Annotated in this window: 21 protein-coding genes and 1 riboswitch; of the genes, 15 read left to right on the top strand and 6 right to left on the bottom strand. The window is 71.8% G+C overall.

Going from position 1 to position 25,431, the window contains the following annotated elements; translation table 11 throughout:
• Window positions 1-35 precede the first annotated feature (35 nt).
• The 3 genes from ACFOYY_RS12835 to ACFOYY_RS12825 are packed head-to-tail and all read left to right on the top strand — an operon-like array spanning window position 36 to window position 2,658.
• The gene (locus ACFOYY_RS12835; protein ID WP_362771679.1) at window positions 36-659 is read left to right on the top strand and encodes a polysaccharide deacetylase family protein; all 624 of its coding nucleotides are present in this window, start codon (window positions 36-38) and stop codon (window positions 657-659) included.
• Window positions 656-1,657, top strand: a complete 1,002-nt coding sequence (locus ACFOYY_RS12830; protein ID WP_386189899.1) for a Gfo/Idh/MocA family protein — start codon at window positions 656-658, stop codon at window positions 1,655-1,657. The genes ACFOYY_RS12835 and ACFOYY_RS12830 overlap by 4 nt, the downstream gene beginning before the upstream one ends.
• Window positions 1,654-2,658: a zinc-binding dehydrogenase gene (locus tag ACFOYY_RS12825; RefSeq protein ID WP_386189898.1), complete on the top strand. Its 1,005-nt coding sequence runs from the start codon at window positions 1,654-1,656 to the stop codon at window positions 2,656-2,658. The genes ACFOYY_RS12830 and ACFOYY_RS12825 overlap by 4 nt, the downstream gene beginning before the upstream one ends.
• A 147-nt stretch (window positions 2,659-2,805) precedes the next feature.
• On the opposite strand, the gene ACFOYY_RS12820 is transcribed toward ACFOYY_RS12825, so the two are convergent.
• Window positions 2,806-3,516 (bottom strand): GbsR/MarR family transcriptional regulator, encoded by a 711-nt coding sequence (locus tag ACFOYY_RS12820; RefSeq protein ID WP_386189897.1) that lies wholly within the window; start codon window positions 3,514-3,516, stop codon window positions 2,806-2,808.
• 195 nt (window positions 3,517-3,711) lie between these two features.
• Here ACFOYY_RS12820 and ACFOYY_RS12815 point away from each other — a divergent pair, with 195 nt between their 5' ends.
• Window positions 3,712-4,827, top strand: coding sequence for a serine hydrolase domain-containing protein (locus ACFOYY_RS12815; protein ID WP_386189896.1), 1,116 nt, complete (start codon window positions 3,712-3,714; stop codon window positions 4,825-4,827).
• A 71-nt stretch (window positions 4,828-4,898) separates the two neighbouring features.
• On the opposite strand, the gene ACFOYY_RS12810 is transcribed toward ACFOYY_RS12815, so the two are convergent.
• A complete protein-coding gene (locus ACFOYY_RS12810) occupies window positions 4,899-5,486 on the bottom strand; it encodes a sigma-70 family RNA polymerase sigma factor (RefSeq protein WP_386189895.1) in 588 nt (195 codons plus the stop codon).
• 426 nt (window positions 5,487-5,912) lie between these two features.
• Window positions 5,913-6,470 (bottom strand): hypothetical protein, encoded by a 558-nt coding sequence (locus tag ACFOYY_RS12805; protein ID WP_386189894.1) that lies wholly within the window; start codon window positions 6,468-6,470, stop codon window positions 5,913-5,915.
• 146 nt (window positions 6,471-6,616) lie between these two features.
• Here ACFOYY_RS12805 and ACFOYY_RS12800 point away from each other — a divergent pair, with 146 nt between their 5' ends.
• A complete protein-coding gene (locus ACFOYY_RS12800; protein WP_352009170.1) occupies window positions 6,617-7,051 on the top strand; it encodes a CBS domain-containing protein in 435 nt (144 codons plus the stop codon).
• Between the two features lie 67 nt (window positions 7,052-7,118).
• Here the strand turns inward: ACFOYY_RS12800 and ACFOYY_RS12795 are convergent, their stop codons facing one another.
• Both ACFOYY_RS12795 and ACFOYY_RS12790 read right to left on the bottom strand, forming a co-directional pair.
• Window positions 7,119-7,376 carry a dsRBD fold-containing protein gene (locus ACFOYY_RS12795; RefSeq protein ID WP_352009171.1) on the bottom strand — a complete coding sequence of 86 codons (258 nt, stop codon included), beginning with the start codon at window positions 7,374-7,376 and terminating at the stop codon, window positions 7,119-7,121.
• A gap of 448 nt (window positions 7,377-7,824) precedes the next feature.
• Window positions 7,825-8,253: a hypothetical protein gene (locus ACFOYY_RS12790; protein ID WP_362771692.1), complete on the bottom strand. Its 429-nt coding sequence runs from the start codon at window positions 8,251-8,253 to the stop codon at window positions 7,825-7,827.
• A gap of 349 nt (window positions 8,254-8,602) precedes the next feature.
• Window positions 8,603-8,832: riboswitch (cobalamin riboswitch) on the top strand.
• Between the two features lie 129 nt (window positions 8,833-8,961).
• Between ACFOYY_RS12790 and metE the strand changes: the two genes are divergently transcribed.
• Window positions 8,962-11,262: a 5-methyltetrahydropteroyltriglutamate--homocysteine S-methyltransferase gene (gene metE, locus ACFOYY_RS12785; protein WP_386189893.1), complete on the top strand. Its 2,301-nt coding sequence runs from the start codon at window positions 8,962-8,964 to the stop codon at window positions 11,260-11,262.
• 44 nt (window positions 11,263-11,306) lie between these two features.
• On the opposite strand, the gene ACFOYY_RS12780 is transcribed toward metE, so the two are convergent.
• Window positions 11,307-13,130, bottom strand: coding sequence for an AMP-binding protein (locus ACFOYY_RS12780; RefSeq protein ID WP_386189892.1), 1,824 nt, complete (start codon window positions 13,128-13,130; stop codon window positions 11,307-11,309).
• A 969-nt stretch (window positions 13,131-14,099) separates the two neighbouring features.
• Between ACFOYY_RS12780 and ACFOYY_RS12775 the strand changes: the two genes are divergently transcribed.
• The 9 genes from ACFOYY_RS12775 (at window position 14,100) to ACFOYY_RS12735 (ending at window position 25,412) form a co-directional block, all read left to right on the top strand.
• Window positions 14,100-14,747: a Phenylacetic acid catabolic protein gene (locus ACFOYY_RS12775; protein ID WP_362916860.1), complete on the top strand. Its 648-nt coding sequence runs from the start codon at window positions 14,100-14,102 to the stop codon at window positions 14,745-14,747.
• A 2-nt stretch (window positions 14,748-14,749) separates the two neighbouring features.
• Window positions 14,750-15,898, top strand: a complete 1,149-nt coding sequence (locus tag ACFOYY_RS12770) for a radical SAM protein (RefSeq protein WP_352009176.1) — start codon at window positions 14,750-14,752, stop codon at window positions 15,896-15,898.
• A gap of 34 nt (window positions 15,899-15,932) precedes the next feature.
• The gene (locus ACFOYY_RS12765; RefSeq protein WP_352009177.1) at window positions 15,933-16,208 is read left to right on the top strand and encodes an acyl carrier protein; all 276 of its coding nucleotides are present in this window, start codon (window positions 15,933-15,935) and stop codon (window positions 16,206-16,208) included.
• A gap of 65 nt (window positions 16,209-16,273) precedes the next feature.
• On the top strand, window positions 16,274-17,092 hold the full coding sequence (gene fabI / locus ACFOYY_RS12760) for an enoyl-ACP reductase FabI (RefSeq protein WP_352009178.1): 819 nt from the start codon (window positions 16,274-16,276) through the stop codon (window positions 17,090-17,092).
• Between the two features lie 76 nt (window positions 17,093-17,168).
• Window positions 17,169-20,159, top strand: coding sequence for a 3-phosphoshikimate 1-carboxyvinyltransferase (gene aroA, locus ACFOYY_RS12755; protein WP_386189891.1), 2,991 nt, complete (start codon window positions 17,169-17,171; stop codon window positions 20,157-20,159).
• Window positions 20,159-21,304 carry an acyl-CoA dehydrogenase family protein gene (locus tag ACFOYY_RS12750; RefSeq protein WP_386189890.1) on the top strand — a complete coding sequence of 382 codons (1,146 nt, stop codon included), beginning with the start codon at window positions 20,159-20,161 and terminating at the stop codon, window positions 21,302-21,304. Before aroA ends, ACFOYY_RS12750 begins: the two co-directional genes overlap by 1 nt.
• Complete coding sequence (locus tag ACFOYY_RS12745; protein ID WP_362771703.1) at window positions 21,301-22,104, top strand: SDR family oxidoreductase; 804 nt, start codon at window positions 21,301-21,303, stop codon at window positions 22,102-22,104. Before ACFOYY_RS12750 ends, ACFOYY_RS12745 begins: the two co-directional genes overlap by 4 nt.
• Window positions 22,097-24,175 (top strand): oxidoreductase, encoded by a 2,079-nt coding sequence (locus ACFOYY_RS12740; protein ID WP_386189889.1) that lies wholly within the window; start codon window positions 22,097-22,099, stop codon window positions 24,173-24,175. The genes ACFOYY_RS12745 and ACFOYY_RS12740 overlap by 8 nt, the downstream gene beginning before the upstream one ends.
• Window positions 24,168-25,412, top strand: a complete 1,245-nt coding sequence (locus ACFOYY_RS12735) for a beta-ketoacyl-[acyl-carrier-protein] synthase family protein (protein WP_362771707.1) — start codon at window positions 24,168-24,170, stop codon at window positions 25,410-25,412. Before ACFOYY_RS12740 ends, ACFOYY_RS12735 begins: the two co-directional genes overlap by 8 nt.
• The last annotated feature ends 19 nt before the right edge of the window (window positions 25,413-25,431 follow it).

Below are 25,431 nucleotides of genomic sequence, written 5' to 3'. Positions count from 1 at the left end.
GGCGGCACCCCCCGAATCAGAGGCAGGTAGAAGGCGTGACGGAGTCACCCCGAACCCAACCGGCGCCCTGGCGAGTGGCGCTGACCTTCGACGTCGAGCACGGCGACCATCCCGCCCACCCGGACGGCACCCGGCACGTGCTTGAGACGCTCACCGAGCGCGAGGCCGTGGGGACCATGTTCATCCAGGGGCGCTGGGCCCAGGCGAACCCCGCGCTGGCCAAGGACCTCGCCGCCCACGGTCACCTGATCGGCAACCACTCCCACCACCACGCGCCGATGAGCTGGCTGTCGCCCAAGGCCTTCGACCAGGACGTACGGCTCGCCGAACGCGCCATCCGCCGCGCCACCGGCCACGACCCGAGCCCCTGGTTCCGCTGCCCGTTCGGAGACGGCAGCGATGACCCGGCGATCCGGTCCGCGCTGGACCGGCTCGGCTACCGGGAGACGAGCTGGCACGTGGACCCGTTCGACTGGCGTGGCAAGGCCACCGGGCCGGGCGTCGCCCGCCTGGTCGTGGAGGAGGCCGTCGCGCACGGCGACGGCGCCGTGGTGCTGCTCCATCCGTGGACCAAGGCCACCGGCCGTGCCCTGCCGCTGGTCATCGACGGTCTGCGCGCCGCCGGTGCCCGCCTCGTTCGCATGGACGAACTCGCATGAACCACCCACCGCGCCTGGCCATCGCCGGGACCGGCTACATCGCCGACTACCACGCACGCGCCGCCGCCGACGCCGGCGCCGTGCTGGTCGCCGCGGTCAACCACCGGCCGGAGTCCCTCGACGCCCTGTCACAGCGGTACGGCATCGCCCGCCGCTACCTCGACCTCGACCGTCTCCTGGCGGACGGCGACGTGGACGGCCTCATCGTGGCCACGCCCAACTCCCTGCACGCCGAGCAGGCGGTCAAGGCGCTGCGGGCCGGGGTCTCGGTGCTGCTGGAGAAGCCGATGGCGCTGAGCGTCGCCGAATCCCTGGCCATCGCCGCCGCGGAAGGCCCGCGTGCCCGGGTGATGCTCGCCCACTGCCTGCGTTTCGACGAGCAGGTCGGCTGGCTGCGCGACCTGGTGCGCGACGGGACACTCGGCAGGCCCGTCCACACCACCGCCTACGCCGTCCACGCCGGGTTCGGCCCCGAGGGCTGGTTCACCGACCCGGCGCTGGCGGGCGGCGGCGCGCTCATGGACCTCGGCGTCCACGCCATCGACGTCACCCGCCACATCCTCGGCGACCCCCAGCCCGTCAGCGTGAGCGCGCACTGCGGGACGCACTACCGCGACCTGCCGGTCGACGACACCGCGATCCTCACGATCGTCTGGGACAACGGGGTCACCTCCGGCGTGGAGTCGGGCTGGTGGCATCCGCACACGCCGGGTCCGACGGGGAGCGTGCGCGTGTCCGGCACCGAGGCGTACGCGCAGACCTTCCCCGGCACGCTGGTACGGGCCGGGCAGCCGGGCGCGGAGACCTTTCCCGGCGAGCTCACCGAAGCGGCGCTCCAGCGCAGATACGACGCCCAGATGCGTGCGTTCCTGGACACTCTGGCCGGGGCCGACCCCACCCCCGGTGCGTCGCACGGCGTCACCTCGATGCGGATCATCGAAGCGGCGTACCAGAGCGCCGCCCACGGGCGGACCGTACATCTTGGGAGGGACCGATGAGGTCGTTGTTCGTGGAGTTCCCGGGTCCGGGCGAGGTGCGGGTGGCGCATGAGGACGTCGCCCCTCCGGGCCCCGGCGAGGTGCTGTGCCGTACCACGCTGTCGCTGATCAGCCCCGGCACCGAGCTGGCCTGCCTGCGCGGGGAGTTCGACCCGGGCACCAACTGGGAGGAGTGGGTGCGTCACCCGTTCCGGCCCGGCTACAGCATGGCCGGGGTCGTGGAGGCGGTCGGCGAGGGCGTCACGACGTTGCGGCCCGGCGACCGCGTGCAGAGCTACGCGCCCCACCAGGAGCTGGTCACCCTCACCGAGCGCGAGGCCCGGCCGCTGCCCGGCGGCGTGACGGACGAGGAGGCGGTGTGGATCCCCCTCGTCGTGACCGCGGCGGCGGGCGCCGCCAGAGCCGCGATCACCATGGGCGAGACCGTCGTGGTGCTGGGGCTCGGCCCGGTGGGCCAGCTGGTCGTGCAGTACGCGGTCGCGCACGGAGCCTCCCGCGTCGTCGCCGTCGACACCGACGCCAGGCGGCTCGACCTGGCGCGGGCGAGCGGGGCGAGCGACCTGCTCGCGGCCACCGCGGCCGACGCCCTCGCCGCCGTCGCCGACCTGACCGGTGGCCGGTTCGCCGACGTGGTCTTCGACGTCACCGGCAACCCCGCCGTGCTCTCCCAGGCGGTACGGCTGGCCCGCACGCTGGGCCGTGTCGTCCTGCTCGGTGACACGCCCACACCGTCCCGGCAGACGCTCGGTCCCGGCGTGGTCAGCAACTCGCTGACCATCCTCGGGGCGCACGCCGACCTCGTCTCCGACGACCCGTCGGCGGGCCCGCTCAACCGTGACGCGGTGACCGAGCTGTACTTCCGCCGTCTCGCCTCGGGAACGTTCAGGACCGCCGCGATGATCTCCGAACGGGTGTCCCCCGTGGACGCGGAGTCCGTCTACGCGCGCCTGCGAGGCGGCGGAGCACCGGCCGGAGCGCTCTGCTTCGACTGGACGGCATGAAGGAGGAACGGTGACCGGCCGGCGGTGAGTCCCTTCCCTTCGGCCGGGCCGGACGCTCGCGCGTGAACCCGGTTCGACCCGGCCGCGACCGGGTCCGTCGACGCCTCGGGCGGCGGTGGGGAGGAGGCGGGTGCCGGTGGTCGGAGCTCACTGATCGCCGCCGGCGCCGCGTAGGCGCTCGGCCGCGCGGATCATGTCGTCGCTGAGCCGGTTGAGGATCGCGCCCATGGTTTTCAGCCGGGCACCGGCGGGGGTGGCCGGACCGAGGACCTCGGCACCGCCGTCGGCGACCTCGGCGAGTCGGGCGTTCCTGCGGGCGCTGGCCAGCCACGACCGGTGCCAGATGTCGCCGTCGATGACGTAGCGGTCACGACGCCGCCGGGAATCGCGTTCGCGCCGGATCAACCGCTGCTGCTCAAGTTGGGTGACGGCCTTCGAGACGGAGGCCGGGCTGACCTGGAGCCGCTGGACGAGTTCGGCGGCGGTGAGGTTGCCGCTGTCGGTGGTGTAGAGGCAGGCGAGCACCCGAGCGGTCATGCGGGGCAGTCCGGTGTCCACCAGCATGGTGCTGAAGTCGTCTTCCAGTTGCCTGATCGTCTCCGGATTCCGTCCCTGCCCGTCTCTGACCGCCGGCGCCGGCTGGGACTCGGCGGACCTGTTGCGGTGGGCCCGGATCCCGGTCGCGTGGTGGGCCCGGTCGGCCTGGTAACCGCCGGCCCCGCCGTTGCGGATGACCTCGCGGGTGACGGTGGAGATCGGGCGTCCGAGGCATTTGGCGATCTCGGTGTAGGTGAGCCCTTCGGCCAGTCCCCTGGCGATTTCCCGGCGTTCCTCGTATGTCAGTCTGCCGCCTGGCATCGGCGCTGCGCCTCCTCCCGTTGAAAACAAATATTGCATTCGCTGGCAGCTCATTGCAAGTAGGGATTTTGCATTCACCTTCATTGTCATTGCAAAACGCCGGGTGAATGTCTCGGATTTTATTGACGGCGCTCTGAATGCAAACTAGCTTTTGTGTCTGTAAAACACGCGCTGTCTCGTGTATCGGAGTTCGATGTGATCGCATCCCTCCTTCTCGCCGCCGCGCTCGTGGCGAGCCCCGCCCAGGTACAGTCCGTGCTTGACCGGGCCGTATCCGAAAACGGGGCACCCGGCATCGCCGCCGAGGTACGCGAGGGGAACAAACGGTGGTTCGGTTCGGCGGGGTTCTCAAACACCGAAACGGCTCGCGGGCGCCGCCCGAACGAGCGTTTCAGAATCGGCAGTGCCACCAAGGCGTTCACCGCCGCCGTGGTACTGCAACTGGCCGGAGAGGGCAGGCTGAGCCTGGACGACCGTATTCAGCACTGGCTGCCCGGACTGGTGCGGGGCAACGGATACGACGGCGGAAGGATCACCGTCCGGCAATTGCTCAACCACACCAGCGGAATCTTCAACTACGGCAACGACCCCGAATTCTTCGCCAAGGGGCGGGGCGCCGCGTGGTTCGAGCACCGCTACGACGTCGTCACGCCGGAGGAGCTGGTGGGGATCGCGTTGCGCAACCCACCGTACTTCGCCCCCGGCGGGGGCTTCGCCTACTCCAACACCAACTACATCCTGGCCGCCATGATCGTGGAGAAGGCGACAGGCAGGACCTTCGGTGACGAGGTGACCCGGCGGATCATCCGGCCGTTGCGCCTGACCGGGACATACCTTCCCGGAACGGAGGCGAGGATCCGAGGTCCGCACCCCGTGCACTACTCCACCCTGTTCTCCCAGGAACCCAACCCGGCGGTCTACGACGCCGGCGACATGAACCAGTCCGCCGCCTGGTCGGCCGGCGGGATGGTCTCGACGGTCGGTGACCTCAACCGGTTCTTCGGCGCGCTGCTGGGCGGCCGATTACTGCCCGCCGCCCAGCAGAGGGAGATGTTCACCACCGTCGAGACCAAGGGCGGGCCCGCCTGGATCCCCGGCACCCGTTACGGACTCGGCGTCTTCACCCAGAGACTGTCGTGCGGCACGTGGGTCTGGGGTAACGCCGGTGCCACCTACGGATCATGGACGTACGCCATGGGGCGGCGAGACGGCAGGCACATGCTGGCCACCGAGATCAACGGCGACTGGAGCGGGCTGAACGTCTTCGCCGACGTCCTGTCGGCCGAGTTCTGCCCGGTCGGGTCCCGGTGAGCCCGCCGCCGGCATCCGGGGATCTGGCCTTCTCGCGCAGGTCAGGGCATGACGATCGTTCGGGACGGGGGTCAGGCGGCCCGGTCGGCGGCGGTCAGGGAGGCGATCAGCTGGGATCTGGCGCGGGCAACGCGGGAGCGTACGGTGCCGACCGGGCAGCCGATCAGTTCGGCGGCCTCGCCGTACGGCACCCCGACCAGCTGGGTCAGCACGAAGGCCTCGCGGCGTTCACGCGGGACCCTGGACAGCAGGTCGGCCAGGGCGACTCCGTCCTCGCGTCCGGGAAGCCCGAGGGGCTGACGGCGTTCGGCCGCCGACTGCCAGTCCGTGAGGTCGGCGAGGAGCGGACGGCGGGCCGCGGACCGGAAGCGGTCGATGACGACCCGCCGGGCGATGGACAGCAGCCAGGTCCGGGCGGAGGAGCGGCCCGCGAAACGGGGCAGGGCGAGCAGGGCCCGTACGAAGGTCTCCTGCGTCAGGTCCTCCGCCGCGTGGGTCCCGGCCAGGTGGGCGACGAAGCGCAGTACGTCCGGGTAGACGGCGCGGGCGAAGGCCTCGACGGTGTCGGGCGCCCCCGCACGCGCGGCCAGCGCGAGCGCCGTCACCTGCTCGTCGGAGAGCCAGGAGGGGGTGGACGGGATGGGTGTGACAGGAGGCATAGGGGTTCCTTCGGCGCTGGTCAAGACGGGCCGAGGGCATCGGAAGGTGCCCGCCAGACAGGTGATCGACGGCTTGCGGGGGGTGTTCGGGCATGGAGGAGGAGCCCAGGGAAGGGGCCCGGCGAAGAAGCACGGCGAGGACGTAGGGCACGTCCGGGCATGACGGGTTGGCCGGGCCAGGGACGGGCTCGGCGGGAGGTGGTGCCGACCCCTTGGCTTCGGGAGGATCGCCCGGTCACCGGGCAGGGGAGAGCACCCGACCGGGGACTGGGAGAGCGCCTGGCCACGGAGGGTCCGGGAAGGGGCGTCCTGGAAGACCGGAGGGAACCTCCGATCCCGAAGGGGCCGGAGGAGTACCGGTCACGAAGGAGCGGAGAGCGCTCCGGTCATGGAGGGGCGACGGAACACCCGGGGTCCGTGTGGGGCTCAGCCGACGGGGACGGGCAGGGGTGGGCCGCGGCGCCGTAGCGCGGGAAGGACGTCCCGCCCGCCGTACGGCGTGGCCTCATGGGTGGTCACCGGCCGCCGGACGGGGGCGACCACCTCGGTGGGGACGGTGAGGAGCAGCCGGATCACCGGCAGGCGGCGGCCGTACAGGCGGATCATCAGCCACACCGCGCTCTCACCGCGGTACAGCCACCAGCCGGTGCCCAGCGCGACGGCCAGGTGGACCGCGGTCATGCCGGAGGTGGGATGGCCGTGGTCGCCGAGGATCGTGGTGTGCGGCCCGTGCGCGGCCCGGCTGAACAGCTCGTGCAGCAGGAGCTGCACGCCACCGGTGGCCGTGAGCACCACCTCGGGGCCGCGTTCACGACCGCCGAGCGGGTAGGCGACGTAGAAGGAGACGACGACGCCGAGAATCCCGAGGAACGGCGGGACGAGACCGCCTCCGGCCAGGGCGTGGCCGCCCGCGGAGACCACGGTGCACAGCGTCGCGAAGACGATGGCACGTGGCACGCGAAGCGCCGACGCCGCGAGGGTCACACCCGACATCCTGACATCCGGGTGGCCCGCCGAGAAGGCCGTGATCGTGGATCACAGTCTTTCTCTCCAGAATCGCCCCACTGAATCCGAATTTATCGGGCATAGGGCTATAGAGGCCCACAAACCTACCGTCAGGAGGGGTGACGATGACGAGAACGGAGACAGGCAGGACGGTCCGGGACCTGATGCACCCGGACGCGCGGTGCGTCGGTGAACACGACAGTCTGCGTACGGCCGCGCGGATGATGCGCGACCTGGATGTGGGCGCGCTGCCGGTCTGCGGGGACGACGACCGGCTCAAGGGGATCATCACCGACCGTGACATCGTGATCAAGTGCTGCGCAGAGGGCGGGAACCTCGACGAGACGACGGCGAGTGAGCTCGCCCAGGGGCTGATCTGGATCGACGTCGAAGGCAGCGTCGACGAGGCGCTGACCATGATGGAACGGCACCGGATCAAGCGTCTGCCCGTGATCGAGAACCACCGCATCGTCGGCATGATCAGTGAGGCCGACCTGGCCAAGGGCCTGCCCGACGACAAGCTCGCCGAGTTCGTCCACCAGGTCTACGGCCGGCGGTGAACCGGGGCCCGTCCGCCGGAGTCCGTGAGGGCGACGGCGGGCGGGCCGGTCCGTGCGCGGGGCCCCCTCACCACGAGGTAGGGCCGGTCAGCTGGGCGATGTCCGCCGAGGTGACGCTCATCAGCCTGCCGGACAGGTCGGCCAGCGCCCTGGCGGCGGCGAGCTCGTCGCCGATCTCGGCCACCGGATCGTCGGACGGGTTGCGGCGTGCCCGGCCGATCCCCGCCAGTTCCCCGGCGCCCGCGATGGGCAGGACCGCCCTGGCGAAGGTCTCGTCGCCGTCCTCGGTGATGGAGACCCGTACGTCCCACTGCTTGGATCGCATGATCTGAACCCCCGTTCTTCGTGACGGTGGCGGCGCCCGCTCTCCGGGCGCGAAGCCGTCACCTCCAGTGTCGGAGCCGTACGGCGTGACCATCAGGGACGAAGGTCCCGCCCTTGGGGGACGGGCTCCCCTAGGACCTGTTTTGCGGATCTTTCCGCCTGCCGCGGTCGCCCAGGCGGCGCCCCGCCGCGTTGTCGCCCCACCCCACGAAAACGCTCCGCGTTTGCCGCGGGGGCCCGGGGAGAATCTGTCGCCCATAACTCCGTTATGAGCTCCTCCTCCGCCTCGCGGGGCATCCACCTGGACGATCCTCGCCACGGCGAAGATCCACAAAACAGGTCCTGGGCGGGGCGTCGTGCCCTTGGGGAAACGGGAAACGGAGCGATCCCGTTTCCCGTTTCCCGGCACTCGTTCTCCGTGAGCCCGCGACGGGCTCGTCGCGAGTTCTCTAACGCGAGGTGGTGGAAACCGGCAGGCGGGACTCCTCCCGCTGTTCCTCGTGCCCCTCGCGCCGGGGGAGGGTCGCGGCGACGACCAATGTCCCGGCGATCAGGACGACGTTCTTGACGACGAACTCGCCCTCCATTGTGAGCATGAGCGGGTTTCCGTCCTTGAACGCGACACCCGGGTGGAGCACCAGGACCAGGAACGTGCCGACGAGGTGGAGCAGGAGCACGGGCAGGAACGGGCGCAGCCACCGGCCGGTGAACAGCGCCAGGGCCACCGCGACCTCGAACACGCCCAGGGCGGGCACCACGAACGACGCGGGCAGCGGCACGAAGGACAGGGTGTCGGCGACCAGGGCGCCGACCGGGCTGACGTTCGCCACCTTCAGCACGCCGAACCACAGGAACACCAGGCCAAGCGTCCCTCGCATGATGACCGGGAAACGCCGGTGGAGAATGGCGGCGACTCGCGACTTGACATCGGTTAGGGCGCTTGGTATACGCCCTTGATGGAGATGTGACCCTTTAGTCCGATACATGGTTAACTCCGATGGCTGGGGGGTTTGCCGGGTCTAATATAGCCTGCCCTTTTCTTTCGGAAATTGTAGGAAATGGGGTCTTAGGTCACGGTTGTTGAGTCGCGAAAGCGGGGGACGGAGATTTTCCCGCGACCCGCGAATTCCCCCGTACGGTTTCAGGCGGCCCGGGGCGACGGGAGAACGATCCCGCGAACCCGCCGGCGGGCCCGAATATGGTTGTCGCTCCGCCATCGGATGCGCGTAGGGTTGGGGACGCAGTCGGTTCGCCCTGCCCGCCAGGCAGACGCGTCGTAAGAGGGAACCCGGTGTGACTCCGGGACTGCCCCGCAGCGGTGAGTGGGAACGACCGCCGTCAAACGCACTGGATCCGGCAGATTGGGTCCGGGAAGCGACGGCCACTAGGTGTCAGGGCGAGACAACGGCCCGGACGTGCCCGCGAGTCCGAAGACCTGCCACTGCCCGCGTGCGACCACGCACGCGGTGACCTCGGTGACCTCGCGGGTGGGTCGGCGGCATGGGACGGGCCTGGTGCGCCCGCCTCTCCTTCGTCTCTCCCCTCGGGGCACCGGAGTCCTTTCGTGACTCGCGAAGGAGAGTTCCGTGACCGAGACTTCCTCCCCCACCGTGTACGGCTACCCCCGTCAGGGGCCGGACCGTGAGCTGAAGAAGGCGATCGAGGGCCACTGGGCGGGCCGGGTGACCGAGCGTGACCTGCTGGACGTCGCGGCCGGGCTGCGCGCAGGCAACTGGCGGCACCTGACGGAGGCGGGGGTGCGGGAGGTGCCGACCGGCGACTTCTCGCTGTACGACCACGTCCTCGACACCACCGTCATGGTCGGCGCCGTCCCCCCGCGTCACCGAGCCGTCGTGGAGACGGAAGGCCCCCTGGCGGGATACTTCGCCATGGCCCGGGGCACCCAGGAGGTCGCCCCGCTGGAGATGACCAAGTGGTTCGACACCAACTACCACTACCTGGTGCCGGAGCTGGGACCTGACACCGTCTTCGCCGCGGACCCGGCAAAACAGGTCGGCGAACTGCGCGAGGCCGTCGCGCTCGGGCACACCGCGCGCCCCGTGCTCGTCGGCCCCGTCACCTACCTGCTGCTGGCCAAGCCCGCCCCCGGCGCGGACCCGGCCTTCGAACCCATCGGCCTGCTCGACCGGCTGCTGCCCGTCTACGCCGAGGTGCTCGCCGCCCTGCGCGCGGCCGGTGCCGAGTGGGTGCAGCTCGACGAGCCCGCGCTGGCGCAGGACCGCGACCGGGCGGTGCTCGACGCCGCCGCCCACGCCTACCGTGAGCTCGGCGCCCTGACCGACCGGCCGAAGATCCTCGTCGCCGGTTACTTCGACCGGCTCGGAGACGCGCTGCCGGTCCTGGCCAGGGCGCCGATCGAGGGCCTGGGACTGGACTTCACCGGCCCGGCCGCGGCCAACCTGGAGGACCTGGCCCGCGCGGGCGGTCTGCCCGGCAAGCGCCTGATCGCCGGTGTCGTGGACGGCCGCAACGTGTGGATCAACGACCTGGGCGGGTCGCTGGCGACCCTGGCCACCCTGCTCGGCCTGGCCGGCCGGGTGGACGTCGCGCCCTCCTGCTCGCTGCTGCACGTCCCCGTCGACCTCGGGCTCGAACACGGCCTCGACCCGCGGGTCGGCCGCTGGCTCGCCTTCGCCAGGCAGAAGGTCGCCGAGGTCGTCACCCTGGCCACCGGGCTCAGCGAGGGAACCGGGGCCGTCGCCGGACGACTGGCCGCCAACCGGGCCGACCTGGCCTCACGCGAGGCCTCCGCGCTCACCCACGACCCCGGGGTCAGGGCCCGCGCCGCCGCGGTCACCCCCGCCGACACCCGCAGGCCCCAGCCGTACGGTGAGCGGGCGGCGGCCCAGCGCGCCCGCCTCGGCCTGCCGGAGCTGCCCACGACCACCATCGGCTCCTTCCCGCAGACCGGGCGGCTGCGGGCGGCCCGCGCCGACCTGCGCGCCGGGCGGATCGACCAGGACGCCTACGACGAGCTGATCGCCTCGGAGATCCGCTCGGTCCTGGTCTTCCAGGAGCGGGCGGGTATTGACGTCCTGGTGCACGGAGAGCCGGAACGCAACGACATGGTCCAGTACTTCGCCGAGCGGCTCAACGGCTACCTGGCCACCCAGCACGGCTGGGTGCAGTCGTACGGCACCCGCTACGTGCGCCCGCCGATCCTGGCCGGGGACGTCTCCCGCCCCAGGCCGATGACGCTGCGCTGGACGACCTACGCCCAGTCCCAGACGAGGCGTCCGGTCAAGGGCATGCTGACCGGCCCGGTCACCATGCTCGCCTGGTCCTTCGTCCGCGACGACCAGCCGCAGGCCGAGACCGCCCGCCAGGTCGCCCTCGCCCTGCGCGACGAGGTCGCCGACCTGGAGGCCTCGGGCATCGCCGTCATCCAGGTGGACGAGCCCGCGCTGCGGGAGACGCTGCCGCTGCGCGCGGCCGACCGGCCCGCCTACCTGGCCTGGGCGACGGAGGCCTTCCGCCTGGCCACGAGCGGGGTGCGGGCCGACACCCAGATCCACACCCACATGTGCTACGCCGAGTTCGGTGAGATCCTGGCCGCCATCGACGACCTCGACGCCGACGTGATCAGCCTGGAGGCCGCCCGCTCCCACATGCGGGTCGCCGGCGAACTGGCCGGGGCCGGGTATCCCCGCGAGGTGGGGCCGGGCGTCTACGACATCCACTCCCCGAGGGTGCCGGACGTCGAGGAGGTCGCCTCCCTGCTGCGCGAGGGACTCGGCGGCATCCCGGCCGGGCGGCTGTGGGTCAACCCCGACTGCGGCCTGAAGACCCGTGGCTGGGGCGAGGTCCGTGTCTCCCTGGACAACATGGTCGCCGCGGCCCGGGTGGTCAGGGCGGAGGCCGGCTGACCCCTTCTCCGGGCCCGGCGCGCGCCGGGCCCGGAGGCTCCCGGTCACGACAGGCGTCCGCCCGCGAGCCGCCGCACCTCAGACCGCACGATCTTGCCCAGCGGGGTTCTCGGGAAGGCGTCCAGGCCCAGGTCCTCGACGGGGACGAACCTGCGCGGCACCTTGAAGGTGCTGACGAACCTCAGCAGCGTCGCGCGCCAGCCGTCGACGCGGGCGACGGCACCGGGCAGCAGCGTGTAGACGAGCACCGGCTCGGCCCCCGTCACCGGGTGCGGCAGCGCCACCAGGACGGCGTCCTCGACGCCTTCGAGGTGCGGGACGAGGTTTTCGACCTCGGCGGGGTAGAGGTTCTCGCCGTTGACGACGACCATGCCGTCGAGGCGGTCGACGATCGACAGCTCCCCGCGTTCGTCGAGGCGTCCCAGGTCGCCGGTGCGTATCCAGCCGTCGTCGACCCGCTCCCCGGTGAGACCGGGGGCGTCCTGGTAACGGGTGAACACGTTGTCCCCGCTCAGCAGCACCTCGCCGCTCTCACCGGTCGCGACGTTCCGCCCGTCCCGGCCGGCCACGCGGACCCGGGAGCAGTCCAGGGGCAGCCCGGCGCTCCTGGGGTCGCCGCTCTTTCTCCCGCGTGGTTCGACCGTGGCGATCGAGGCCGTCTCGGTCATGCCGTACACCTGGTGGACGGGCAGGCCGAAGGTGGCCTCGAAGCGGTGGATCAGCTCGACGGCGAGAGGGGAGCCTCCGGCGAGGACCCCCTTCAACCGGCCTGTGACCGGTCGTTCCGGCCGTTCGACCAGGTGGGCGAGGTAGGCGTTGACCACAAGCGTCCACGTTGGCTCGTAGCGGTCGACGTAGGTCCAGAACCGCGCCAGCGCCGCCTCCGGGCGCACGCACACGGTACGGCCGCCGCACCACAGCGGGGTCAGCGTCGGGAAGACCTGCCCGCCGGCGTGGAAGAGCGGGCCCACGTTGAGGAAGACGTCGTCCTGGCCCGCCCGCGCCCATCCGGCCAGGGACCGGGAACCCGACAGCAGGCTCCGGTGCGACAGGACGACCCCCTTCGGGGTGCCGGTGGAACCGGAGGTGTAGACGATCTCGGCGTCGGCCGCGCCGTCGCCGCCGGAGAGGATCGGCCGCCTGCCGTACGCCTCACCCCGCGCGAGCAGGCCGGTCAGCAGGGACTCCTCGTCGTCGGTGCCGATCCACTCCGGGCGTCGCCGCAGCTTCACGGCCGTGGCCTCGCGGCCGAGGACGAGCGCGGGCCCGCAGTGCGTCAGGAGCGTTTCGAGTTCGGCGGCGCCCGCCTTCGGGTTCAGCGGCACCAGCACCCGCCCTGAGGCGACGACGCCGAGGAAAAGCAGCGCCGCCAGCGACGAGTTGTGCATGACCGTCACCACCCGCGCCCCGGCGGGGACGCCGCGTTCCTCGAACAGGGTCGCGCATCCCCTGGTGAAGGTCAGGACGTCCGCGAAGGAGAAGACGCGGCTCTCCGGCTCGACGGGCAGCAGGTAGGGGCGCTCGCCGTACCTGGCGGCGGCCGAGGTGACGAGGCCGAGCAGGGTCGTCGCCGCGGGGAGGGACGGCCCGGTCGCGGCCGGCGGGGCGGGTCCGGGCAGGGCGACGCTCCGTGACCCCTCCCGCAGGGCACGTCGTACGGCGGCGCACAGGTGGCTGACCGTGGGCGTCTCGAAGACGACGTCGACGACGTCCGCGCCGAAGGACAGTTCGAGGCGCGTCACGATCTCCACGGCGGCCAGTGAGTCCATCCCGGCCTCCATGAGGTCGTCGTCGGGACCGAGACGGGAACGGTTGAGGGCCTCGGCGCAGATGGAGGTCACCCGCGCCTCAAGATCGGTCGTGGCCACCGAAGAACGCCTCCGTTCAATTCACGGACCGTTCTGCCGCCGCGCCGGTCCCCTTTTCTCTCCCGCGGTGATATTCATCCGTCGCCCCACGGACGGTCAGAAGTGACGTCGCGATGATCCGCGGATAACCGGGATCATGTGCGGTGGTTCTTCGCGGCGGTGTCACACCGCCCTCGGAGAATGCGCCCGAAACGGCCCGCTGTCAACGACGGAACAGTTCCCGCGGTGCTGATTCGGGTTTTCGTTTCTTTCTTTCCGCATGGGGTACGCCGGGCCGGTGAAATCCGGGGAGCAGGGGTACGGGCCGACACGAAGACCATTTCGACCCTGGGGCGGGGTAATGGCCACGGCACCGCTCGGCGGCGATTTCGACCCCTTCTCGCCGGAGATCACGGCGGGTCCTTATCCCGCCTGCGCCGGCCTCCTCTGTTCCGGCGAACCCGATCGCGCGCCCGCCGCGCGCCTGAAACCCCGTCGTACCCGACGCCCGCCGGGTCCGGGTCCGCGGGGCGGGAATTCCGGTCCCGGGGCGGACCGGAAAAGGCGGAGCCGAATATCGGAATAAAAAGCCGCCCGAAACCAGGGGTCCCGGAATCCCCGGCTTTTTGTGTTACCTGTGAAACGTGTGTTACCAGAGTGGCCTGATGGATTCGGTATTCCGTGACGGATCGAGCACCGTACGACGGTTTCGGGCGCTCCCTGGTATCGGTCTTGACCGTGTGTTAGCATTCCTCCGACTAAAGGCCTGTAAGAGAATTTTATGGCCGTTGACCGCGAGGACGCCGGCTGGTCGGTTCGGTTTCCTGTGTTGTAAGAATTACCGCTCGCGTACTTTTTCTGGAGAAAGCATCAGGCCTGTTTCGGCATTGGAGGGTGACGGTGACCCGGAAAGTCGCGGTTCTGGACGACGAATTGCTTGTGGTGCGAACACCCGAAGAATTCCATCGTGCGCCGGGCGACTATCAGAAGATGCTGATCAGCCAGGTCATGATCAACACAGAGGGTGAGCTGTCCGGCGGCGACGACTACACCATGGTCTTCCTCCCGCTGGCGCCGAACGCCGAGGAACGCCAGGTCTGCGCCGAGCGCGCGGTCGAGGAGTACGACCACTACAAGATCGGAAAGCGGATCCTCGCCGAGATCGGCGTCGACACCACCTACATGGAGCAGCAGTCGCTCGACGAGCGCAACCTGTTCGCCGACCAGGGACTGCACACCTGCACCACCTGGGCCGAGCGGGGCGTGTTCTCCTACATCGGCGAGGAGGCGGCGCTGCTGATGATCCGCGAGTTCGCCGAGAGCAGCTACAAACCGTGGGCGGAGGCGGTGCGCACCATCATCCTCGACGAGAAGGTGCACATCGCCCACGGCGCCCGGGTGTGCAGGAACCTCGCCACCACCGAGGAGGGCAGGCAGCAGCTGCAGGCCGCGCTCGACCGGCTGTGGCCCACCTTCATCGGCGTCTTCGGCAACCCCAACTCCAAACGCGCCGACCTGGCCATCAGGTACGGCCTGCGCCAGACCACGAACGCCGAGGCCCGCGACCAGTGGATCAAGACCGTCTCGGCCCGCGCGATCAACCTCGGGTTGCGCGTACCGACGACCCAGGCGGGCTGACCATGGCCACGGTTCCGCTCACCCTCGCTCCCTACAACCCTCCGGAGCCGGAACGGCGCGCCGCCAAGGTACGGCTGCGCGAACTGCTCGCCGACCGGCCGGACCTCGCCGAACGTGTCCAGGCCATCCGTGAGATGGGACGCCGGGTCCGCGCCTGCGAGGTCCACCTGACCACCACCTGCAACATCCGCTGCAAGGGGTGCTGGTACTTCGAGGGCGGCTTCGACGCCGCCGTGCCCGAGACCTCCGACATCGGCCTGATCAGGGCGTTCGTCGAACGGCTCGACGCCTCGGGGGTGACCCAGGCCACGCTGATCGGTGGCGAGCCGACCCTGGTGCTGAACCGGGTCCAGCCGTTCGTCGAGCTGCTGCCGTACATCACCATCTCCACCAACGGGCTGCGCCCGCTGCCGAGGGAGGGCTTCGAGAACGTCGCCGTCGCGATCAGCCTCTTCGGCGGCGGCCCGCTCGACGACGACCTGCGCGCGCACCGGCCCAACGGCTCGACGTTCACCGGCCTCTTCGACAAGGCGCTCGGGCACTACCGGGACGACCCGCGTGTGACGTTCGTCTTCGCGCTGTCGGAGGACGGCCTGCGCCACGTCGAACCGACCGTGCGGGCCATCGCCGACAACGGCAACCAGGTCACCTTCAACTTCTACAGCGCGCACGGCACGGACCATCCGCTGCGCATCGAGAACGAGAAGAGAACCCTGGCCGAGGCGCTGCGGGTCAAGGAGCTGTTCCCGGAGACCGTGGTCTCCCACCCCTACTTCATCGAGACCCTCATCACCGGGCGCACCCACTGGGGAGGCCGGTTCGGCTACGACGTCTGCCCGAGCATCAGCGTCGAACTGCCCGAGCACGCCGCGCGGGTCGGCAACGGCCACCCGGTCATCGACGGGTTCGCGGTCTACGGCGCCGACTACAAGACGCTGCAGTTCTGCTGCACCTCGGGAGACTGCGGCGGCTGCCGCGACAGCCAGGCCGTCTACACCTGGCTGGTCGTCAGCCTCAACCGGTTCCTGGACAGCCCCGAGCGGCTGGAGACGTGGACCGGCCTGGCCGAGGCCTACTGGCGGCAGTGGTACTGGTCGCAGCGTCACTCGCCGAACTTCGCGCGCCGTACCGCATCCGCATCCGCCGAGTGAGACAGGCCCAGTGAGACAGAAGGGAAAGACAGGCATGACGAGTGAGGCCGCCCCGTCCGCCATCCGGGACTTCATCAACAAGGAACTCGTCGACCTCGGGGTCGAGGAGGACGCGCTCGACGCCGACGCCAGGTTCGACGAACTGGACATCGACTCCCTCGACGTCGCCGACCTGATGACGTCGATCAAACGTGACTACGGCGTCGTGATCCCGCGCCGCGACCTGGTCGGGATCACGCTCGGCCAGCTGGTCGACCGCGTCGTCTCCGAGCGGGCCGCGGCCGTGCAGGAGGCCGCCGAGGCGGGGTGACCGGCACCGGGTGAGGACACCGGCGGCGCGCAGGAGAACGAGAACCCCCGAACGGAGACATGCAGGTGTCCGGACTTTTCACGGGCAGGAAGTACCTCATCACCGGAGTGCTCAACGAGGAGTCCATCGCCTGGCACGTCGCCGCCGCGCTGCAGGCGCAGGGCGCGGACGTCGTGCTCACCTCCTTCGGGCGTGCCCTGCGCGTCACCCGCAAGGCGGCGGCCCTGCTGCCGTCGCCCGCGGACGTCCTCGAACTGGACATGACCGACGACACGCACTTCCAGGCGGTCGCCGAGGAGGCCGCGGAGTGGGACCGCCTCGACGGTGTGCTGCACAGCGTCGCCCACGCGCCCGCCGACGCGCTCGGCTCGGGTTTCCTGACCACCCCGGCGGCCAGCGCGCTCGACGGTTTTCGCGTCTCCGCCTACTCCCTGCAGCAGCTCGCCCAGGCCCTGGCCCCCGTGCTCGCACGGGCGGAGAACGGCGGCGCGATCGCCGGGATGACCGTGGACACCGGCAGGGCGCTGCCCGGCTACGATTGGATGGGCGTCTACAAGACGGCCCTTGAGTCCGTCGCCCAGTACCTGGCCCTCTATCTCGGCCCGTCGGGAATCCGGGTGAACCTGGTCGCCGCGGGCCCGGTCGAGACGGTCTCGGCCTCGGGGGTGAGCAGCTTCGGGCGGCTGGCCGACCACTACGAGCGGTGGGCGCCGCTCGGCTGGGACCGCAACGACCCGTCGCGGGTGGTCGGCGCGGTGCTGTTCCTGCTCTCCGACCTCGCCAGGTACACGACCGGACAGGTGCTGTACGCCGACGGCGGGATGCACGCGGTGACCGGCGGCGTCGGCGTCCCCGGCCCCGCGGCCCCCTCCGGGCGGCGGTGAGCGCCGCACACGGGCCGAAGCCACCGACGACCGGTCGCGGGGCGTCGGCCGCCACGACTGGTTGAAGGAGGTCGGCATGCGTCTCCTCGTCAAGGGAACGGCCGGACCGCTCGCCGGGGAGCTGGACATCCCGGTCTCGAAATACCACGCGCACCGCGCCCTCATCCTGGCCTCCCTGGCGCCGGGGACCAGCCGCATCCACGGCCTGACCGACGCCGGGCACGTCCGGCACACCGTCGCCGCGCTGCGGAGCCTCGGCACGTCCATCAGGGTGGAGGGGGACACCTTCGTCGTCGAGGGCGGGCCGTACCGGCCGAGGGACGGCGTGGTCTCGGTCGGCAGTTCGGGCACCACCCTGTACTTCCTGACCCCGCTGGCCTGCCTGGCCGAGGCGCCCGTCACGATCACCGGGCAGCGCTACTTCCGGCGCAGGCCGATCAGGCCGCTGCTCGCCGCGCTCGCCGCACTCGGCGTGACCGTCGAGGCGCCGACGGGCTGCCCGCCCATCTCGGTCCTGCCGCACCGCCCCTCGGGAGGGCGGGTGAGCGTGCCGGGCACGCTGTCGCAGTGGATCTCCGGCCTGCTGCTCCTGGCGCCCTTCGCGACGGGCCCCAGCCTCATCGAGGTCACCGGGCCGTTCAACGAACGCTCCTACGTGGACCTGACCGTGTCGATGATGCGGACCTTCGGCCTGACCGTCGAGGTCGGCGACGACGGCCGCGCCTTCGCCGTCGAACCGGGCCAGCGGGCGCGTCCCGCGACGGTCACCCTGCCGCCGGACATCGGCTCGGCCGCCTTTGGGATCGCGGCCACCGCGCTGCACCCGTCGGACGTGCTGCTGCGCGGTCTGCGCACGACGAGCGCCGCGGAGACCGACCACCCGGAGGCGGACCTGCTGGACATCCTCACCCGCATGGGGGTGCCGTTGCTCCGCGACCCGGACAGCGGGTTCGTGCGGGTGCGTCACGACGGGCTGCGCCTTGCCCCCGTCACGGTCGACTGCCGTACGGTCCCGGACGCGCTGCCGGTGCTGAGCGCCCTCGCCTGCCACGCCGAGGGCACCTCGGTGCTGGAGAACGTGGCCCACGTGCGGCTCAAGGAGTCCGACCGGGTGACCGCGATGCTGCAGCTCAACCGGATGGGGGCACGGCTCGGGCTGCGCGGCGAACGGCTGGTCTGCCACGGGGTGGAGAGCCTCGCCGCGGCCGACCTGTCCTCCTTCAACGACCACCGGGTGCTGATGGCGCTGGCGGTGGCCGCGTCGAGGGCCGACGGGGAGAGCAGGCTGACCTACCCCAACGCCTACCGGATCTCCTACCCGCGCTTCCTCAACGAGATGAACACGGTCGGCATGTCCATGACGGTGCAGGCCCCGGAACGGGGGCCCCGGGCGACACAGGGGACACAGGAGACACGGACTCCGCGGGTCGATCCCGGCAGGACGGCCGCCACGACCGTCGGCGCGCTCGTGCGCCGCAGGGCGGGGGAGCGACCGGACGACGTCGCCGTGGTCGAGACCGCCTCGGAGGGCCGCGGGGAGCGCGTCCTCACCTGGCGGGAGCTCGACGAGCGCGCCGACGCCGCCGCCGCACTGCTGCTCGACCTCGGCGTCGAACCGGGCGAGCCGGTCGCCTGGCAGCTGCCGAACTGGGCGGAGTTCCCCGTCCTGGCCCTGGCGACGGCCCGCGTCGGGGCGCTGTGCTGCCCGCTCATGCCGATCTTCCGTGAGCGGGAGATGTCCTTCATGCTGGGTGCCTCCCGGGCGAGGGTCCTCGTCGTCGCGGAGCGGTTCCGGGGGCGTGACCACGCCGCCGAGATCGCCGGGCTGCTCGCGCTGCCGGGCGCGCCACGGCTCGACCACGTCGTGGTGGCCGGTGGCGAGGGGCCCCTGCCGTACGGCACGGGCACGACCGCGTGGCACCGCTGGGAGGAGGCGACGGCCGGGCGTTCCCCCGGCCGCGCCGTGATCGACGCGCGCGGGCCCGCGCCGACCGTGCTGGCCCAGCTGCTGTTCACCTCGGGCACCTCCGGCACGCCCAAGGGGGTGCTGCACCGGATGGACGCGCTGACCAGGGCCGCCATGATGGAGGTCAGGCACCTTGGCCTCACCCGGCGGGACCGGGTCTTCGTCCCCTCCCCGCTGGCCCACCAGACCGGGTTCCTCTACGGCATGTGGCTGGCGATGGCGCTGGGCGTCCCGCAGGTCCTGCAACCCGTCTGGGACGGCCGGGCCGCGCTGGACGCGCTGCGCCGCTGGGAGTGCACCTTCACCCAGGCGGCGACCCCGTTCCTCGGCGACCTGCTGGGCGCGGTCGAGGAGACCGGACGACGCCCGGAGGCGCTGCGGATCTTCGTGGCGACCGGCGCCGCGGTCCCGCGCGCGCTGGCGGAACGGGCCACCCGGACGCTGGGCGCCGCGGTGTGCGGCGCGTGGGGCACGACCGAGACCGGCCTGGGCACCCTGTCGGCGCCCGGCGACGAGGAGGCCCTGGTGTGGGGGACCGACGGACGGGCCCTGACCGGGGTGCGCGTCCGGGTCACCGACGACGCTGGCCGGGTCCTCGGCCCCGGCCAGGAGGGCAACTTCGAGGTCAGCGGCAAATGCCTGTTCGAGGGCTACCTCGACCAGCCGGAGCAGACCGCGCAGGCCATGACCCCCGACGGGTGGTACCGCAGCGGCGACCTCGCCGTGATCGACGAGGCCGGGTTCGTCCGGATCACCGGGCGGGTCAAGGACGTGATCAACCGGGGCGGGGAGAAGGTGCCCGTCGCCGAGATCGAGCAGCTGCTGCACACCCACCCGGCGATCGGCGACGTGGCGATCGTCGCGATGCCCGACGAACGGCTCGGCGAACGGGCCTGCGCCTACGTCGTGGCGACCGGCGAGATGGACCTCGGCGAGATGCGGCGCTTCCTCGACGAACGCCGGGTGGCCAAGCAGTACTGGCCGGAACGCCTTGAGCTCGTCGGGGAACTGCCCCGCAACCCCGCGGGCAAGGTGCAGAAGTTCCTGCTGCGCGAACGGGCGAGACAGCTTGACGGTGTCGACAGTGAGGTGCATGGGTGATGTGGAGCGGTGAGAGCGCCTTCCCGGCGTTGCTCAGGGAGGCCGAGGCGTTCGTCCGCGGCCCGGGCGAGGAGTACGCGGCCGAGATCGAACGGACCCGCGCCGTCCCCGCGCGGCTCTGGGAGGACCTGCGCGAACGCGGCTTCCTGCGCCTGGCCGCGCCGGTGGAGTACGGCGGGCACGGCGTCCCCTTCTCCCGCTACCTGGAGGTCCTCGAACTGATCTCCATGTCGCACGCCTCGGTGCGGATGATCGTGCACGTGTGCAACGGGGTGTGGCGGTCCATGGACCGTTTCGCCACCGACGAGCAGCGCAAGGAGTTCGTGCTGCCGCAGATCGCCGGGGACATCAGGGTCGCCTTCACACTGACCGAACCGGACGCGGGAACCGGCGCGGACCTGCGCGCCAGCGTGACCAGGCAGGGGGACACCTACTTCCTGTCCGGCAGGAAGCACCTGATCACCTTCGGGGTGAGCTGCGACTACTGGCTGCTGTTCGCGCGCCTTGAGGGCACCGCGGGCAAGGAGGGCACGGTCGCGCTGCTGGTCGAGCGCGGGGCGCCGGGCGTGACGGTCGAGGCCATGCCGGACACCATGGGCGTGCGCGGCACCGACCACGCCAGGCTGACCTTCGACCGCACGCCGGTCCCGGTCGCCAACCGGCTCGGCGAGGAGGGCCAGGGGCTGGAGGTCGCGCTCGGCGGATTCCTCACCCCCAGCAGGATCGCGGTCGCGACGACCTGCGTCGGGCTGGCGAGGAGGGCGCAGGAACTGGCGGCCGAGCACGCGCGGGAACGCCACACCTTCGGCAAGCCCCTCGCCGCCCGGCAGGCGATCGCGTTCGCCCTCGCCGAGAACGCCGCCGACATCGAGGCGGCCCGCCAGCTCACCCTGTACGCGGCCCGCCGGTGGGAGGACGGCGACGAACGGGCGGGCACGCTGTCGTCGATGGCCAAGCTCACCGCGGTCGACATGCTGACCAGGGTCACCGACAAGGCGCTGCAGGTGCACGGCGGCATCGGGTACTGGGAGTCGAGTCCCATCGAACGGGTCTACCGGGACGCCCGGGCCCAGCGGTTCGAGGAGGGCACCAACGAGATCCAGAAGACCGTGATCGCCAGGGACGTACTGAGGGCGGGAAATTGAGCATCTATCAGGACAAGATCGTCGTGATCACGGGAAGCTCGCGCGGCATCGGGCGGGCCCTGGCGCTCACGCTCGCCGCAGGCGGCGCGACCGTCGTGGTCAACTACAAGAAGAACACCGCCCTGGCCGAGCAGACCTGCAAGGAGATCGAGCAGGCGGGCGGCAGGGCGCTGGCCGTGCGGGCCGACGTCGAGCAGCCGGAGGAGATCGACAGGCTCTTCGGCACGGTCGGCGAGACCTTCGGCAGGCTGGACCACTTCGTGTGCAACGCGGCGGCCAGCGCGTTCAAGAACATCGCCGACCTCAGGCAGCACCACCTCGACCGCTCCTACGCGATGAACGTGCGCTCCTTCGTGCTCGGCGCGCAGCACGCCGTACGGCTGATGACCGGCGGCGGGCGGATCGTCGCGCTGTCCAGCTACGGCAGCATCCGCGCCTACCCGACCTACGCCAACCTCGGCGCGGCCAAGGCGGCGATCGAGGCGTGGGTGCGCTACATGGCGGTGGAGTTCGCGCCGAAGGGCGTCAACGTCAACGCGGTCAACGGCGGCATCATCGAGTCCGACTCCTCGGAGTACTTCTACAACATCCCCGGCATGGCGCCGCTGCCCGGAGTGCTGTCCAAGATCCCCAAGGCGCGGATGGGAACCGCGCGGGAGGTCGCCGACTGCGTCGCGTTCCTGCTCTCGCCCGCCTCCGAGTACGTCACCGGGCAGACCCTCGTGGTCGACGGCGGCCTTTCGGTGATCGCGCCGCCCTTCCACGAGGACCTGACACCCCCGCTGGCCTGGGATGACTGACCTGCGGCACGTCCTGTCCCCGGGGCGGATCGGGCGGCTCGAACTCCCGCACCGCGTCGTCATGGGCGCGATGCACCTCGGCTTCGAGGCGCGCGACGACGACGGCGCCGCGCTGGCCGCGTTCTACGCCGAACGGGCCAGGGGCGGCGCCGGGCTGATGGTCACCGGCGGCGCGGCGGTGAGCGCCGAGGGCGCGGGAGGCCCCGGGTACGGCGTGCTCGGCGACGCCGCCTTCCACGCCCGGCTGCGGCGGGTCACCCGGCGGGTGCACCGGGAGGGCGGGCTGATCGCGCTGCAGCTGTTCCACGCGGGCCGTTACGCGCGGCCCGCGCCCTCCGGGCCGCCGCCGGTCGCGCCGTCCGCCGTGCACAGCCGCTTCTCGGGGCGCGAGCCGTACGCCATGACCCCGCAGCGGGTCCGCGGGACCGTCGAGGACTTCGCACGCGGCGCCGCCCTCGCGCGTGACCTCGGGTTCGACGCCGTCGAGGTGATGGGGTCCGAGGGATACCTGGTCGACCAGTTCCTCTCGCCGCTGACCAACCTCCGCGACGACGAGTGGGGCGGCGACGCCGTACGGCGCGGGCGTTTCGGCGCCGAGGTCACCCGGGCGGTCCGCACGGCCGTGGGGGAGGACTTCCCGGTCGTCGTCCGTTTCACCGGGATCGACCTGATGGACGGCGGCACCCCGCAGGAGGACGTCCTGGCCTTCGCCAGGGCGCTCGCCGCGGCCGGGGCGGACGCGCTCAACGTCGGCGTCGGCTGGCACGAGTCCCCGGTGCCCAGCGTGCAGGCCGTCGTGCCGCCCGGGGTGTGGACACCGTTCGCCGTCCGGGTGAAGGAGGTCGTCGGCGACCTTCCGGTCATCGCGGGCAACCGGGTGAACCGCCTGGAGACCGCCGAGGCGATCCTCGCGGGGACCCCGATCGATCTGGTCTCCATGGCCCGCCCCTTCCTCGCCGACGCCGGCCTGGTCTCCGCCGCGCGGCGGGGCCGGCCGGTGAACGTCTGCCTGGCCTGCAACCAGGCGTGCGTCGACCACTCGCTGACCGAGCGCGAGGTGTCGTGCATGGTCAACCCCAGGGCGGGCCGGGAGTCCGTCCCCCGGTGGTCCGTCCGCCCGGTACGGCCCCGCACCGTCGCGGTCGTCGGCGGCGGGCCCGCCGGGCTGCAGGCCGCCAGGAGGGCGGCGCTGGCCGGGCACCGGGTCGAGCTCTACGAGGCGGCCGAGGCCCTCGGCGGCCAGTTCCGCATGGCGCGCCAGGTGCCGGGCAAGGCCGACTACGGCGGGACGATCGCCTACTTCGCCGCGGAACTGGCCCGGCTCGGCGTCCGCGTCCACCTCGGCCGCGCGATCGGGGCCGCCGACCTCGGCCTGCTGCGCTCCCACGACGGTGTGATCGTCGCCAGCGGCACCCGCCCCCGCCGGGTGGACGTCCCCGGCGCCGACCTGCCGAACGTGCTCACCTACCCCGAGGCGTTCGCCCGCCATGCCCGGGAGGGCCTGGAGGGGCGGGTGGCGATCGTCGGCGGTGGCGGCGTCGCCGCCGACCTGGCCCACCTCCTCAGCAGAGGTCACGGCCCGCTGGGGGAGGACGAGCGCTTCCTGCGCCGCCACGGCCTGGCCGCCGGTCCCGTGCCGGTCACCGCGCGGACCGAGGTCACCCTCGTGCAGCGCGGCGCCCGCACCGCCGGGCGCACCGGCAGGTCGACCCGGTGGGCGGTGCTGGCGGAGCTGCGCGAACAGGGCGTGCGCGTCCTGCGTGAGACGGCCTGCCTGCGGATCACCCCGGCCGGGGTGTGGATCGCCGGGCCGGACGGCGCCGAACGGCTCGTCGAGGCCGAGACGGTCGTCGTCGCCGCAGGCCAGGTCACCGACCGGGCGGTCCCCGCGCTCGCCGGGGACGCCGGGGTGTGGCACCGCCTCGCCGGCGGGGCGAGGGACGCCGAAGGGCTCGACGCGGTGCGGGCCTTCGCCGAGGGGTTCGCCGCCGCGGCCGAGTTCGACGAGCGGGGGCCGGGCGCGCTTGAGCCCGCCGGTCCGGGAAACCGTGGAGGGACTGTCAATGGGTAACGGGCACGAGGTGGTGATAACCGGGATCGGCGCGGTCACCCCGGTCGGGATCGGCAGGGAGGAGACCTGGCGCAACCTGCTGGCCGGGCGTTCCGGCGTCGGCCCCGTCACCGCGTTCGACGCGAGCGGGCTGCCGACCAGGATCGCGGCGGAGGTCAAGGGCTTCGACCCGGCCGCCTACCTCGACGCCAAACGGGTCCGCCGCTCGGCCCGCTTCTCCCAGTTCGCGGTCGCCGCGGCGCGCGAGGCCGTCGCCGACGCGAAACTGGAGATCGGCCGGGACAACGCCGCCAGGGTCGGGGTGGTGGTCAACGCCGCCGTCGCCGGGTTCGACACGGTCGAGACGGCGACCAGGGGGTTGCTGTCCCCCTCGCCGGTCACGCCCAACAGCTACTTCGTCCCGTCCTCGCTGACGAACATGCCCGCCTGCGAGACGGCCATCGACCTCGGCGCGCACGGCCCGGTCAACGCCAGCGCGCTGGCCTGCGCCAGCGGCCTGTACGCCCTGCTCGACGCGCGGCGGCTCATCCTCTCCGGTGAGGCGGACGCGGTCGTCTGCGGGGGGACGGACGCCGCGATCACCCCGGTGATGTTCGCGGGCCTGGTCGGCATGGGCGCGATGTCGGAGCGCAACGACGACCCCCGGGGCGCCAGCAGGCCCTTCTCCGCGGACCGGGACGGGTTCGTGTTCGGGGAGGGGGCGGTGATCATGGTCGTCGAGTCGGCCGAGCACGCCGCAGGACGTGGGGTCACACCGTACGCCGCCGTCGCGGGCGGGGCGCTGACCTGCGACGCCTTCCACATCAGCGCGCCCGACCCGTACGGCGGGCACGCGGCGGAGGCGATCGGCCAGGCGCTGCGGCGCGCGGGGGTCCAGCCGGGGGACCTCGACTACGTCTGCGCGCACGGCACCTCGACCGCAGCCAACGACGCGACCGAGACCAGGGCCATCCGCACGGCGCTCGGCTCGGCCGCGGACCGGGTCGCCGTCAGCGCCCCCAAGTCGATGGTCGGCCACCTCATCGGGGCGGCGGGCTCCCTGGGGGCGATGGTGTGCGCGATGGCGATCCGCGACGGGGTCGTGCCGCCGACCATCAACCTGGAGGTGCCCGACCCCGCCTGCGACCTCGACTACGTGCCAGGCGCCGCGCGGCGGACACCGGTCCGCGTCGCGGCCACCAACGCCTTCGGGTTCGGGGGGCAGAACTGCGTGGCCGTGTTCAGCGGCCTAGAATAAGTCGACACCCGACAGGAGG

Source organism: Streptosporangium jomthongense (genome assembly GCF_042650425.1).
In the GTDB taxonomy this organism is placed as follows: domain Bacteria; phylum Actinomycetota; class Actinomycetes; order Streptosporangiales; family Streptosporangiaceae; genus Streptosporangium.
Note: the sequence above shows the minus strand (reverse complement) of the source record. Positions and strands in the feature narration are given on the sequence as shown.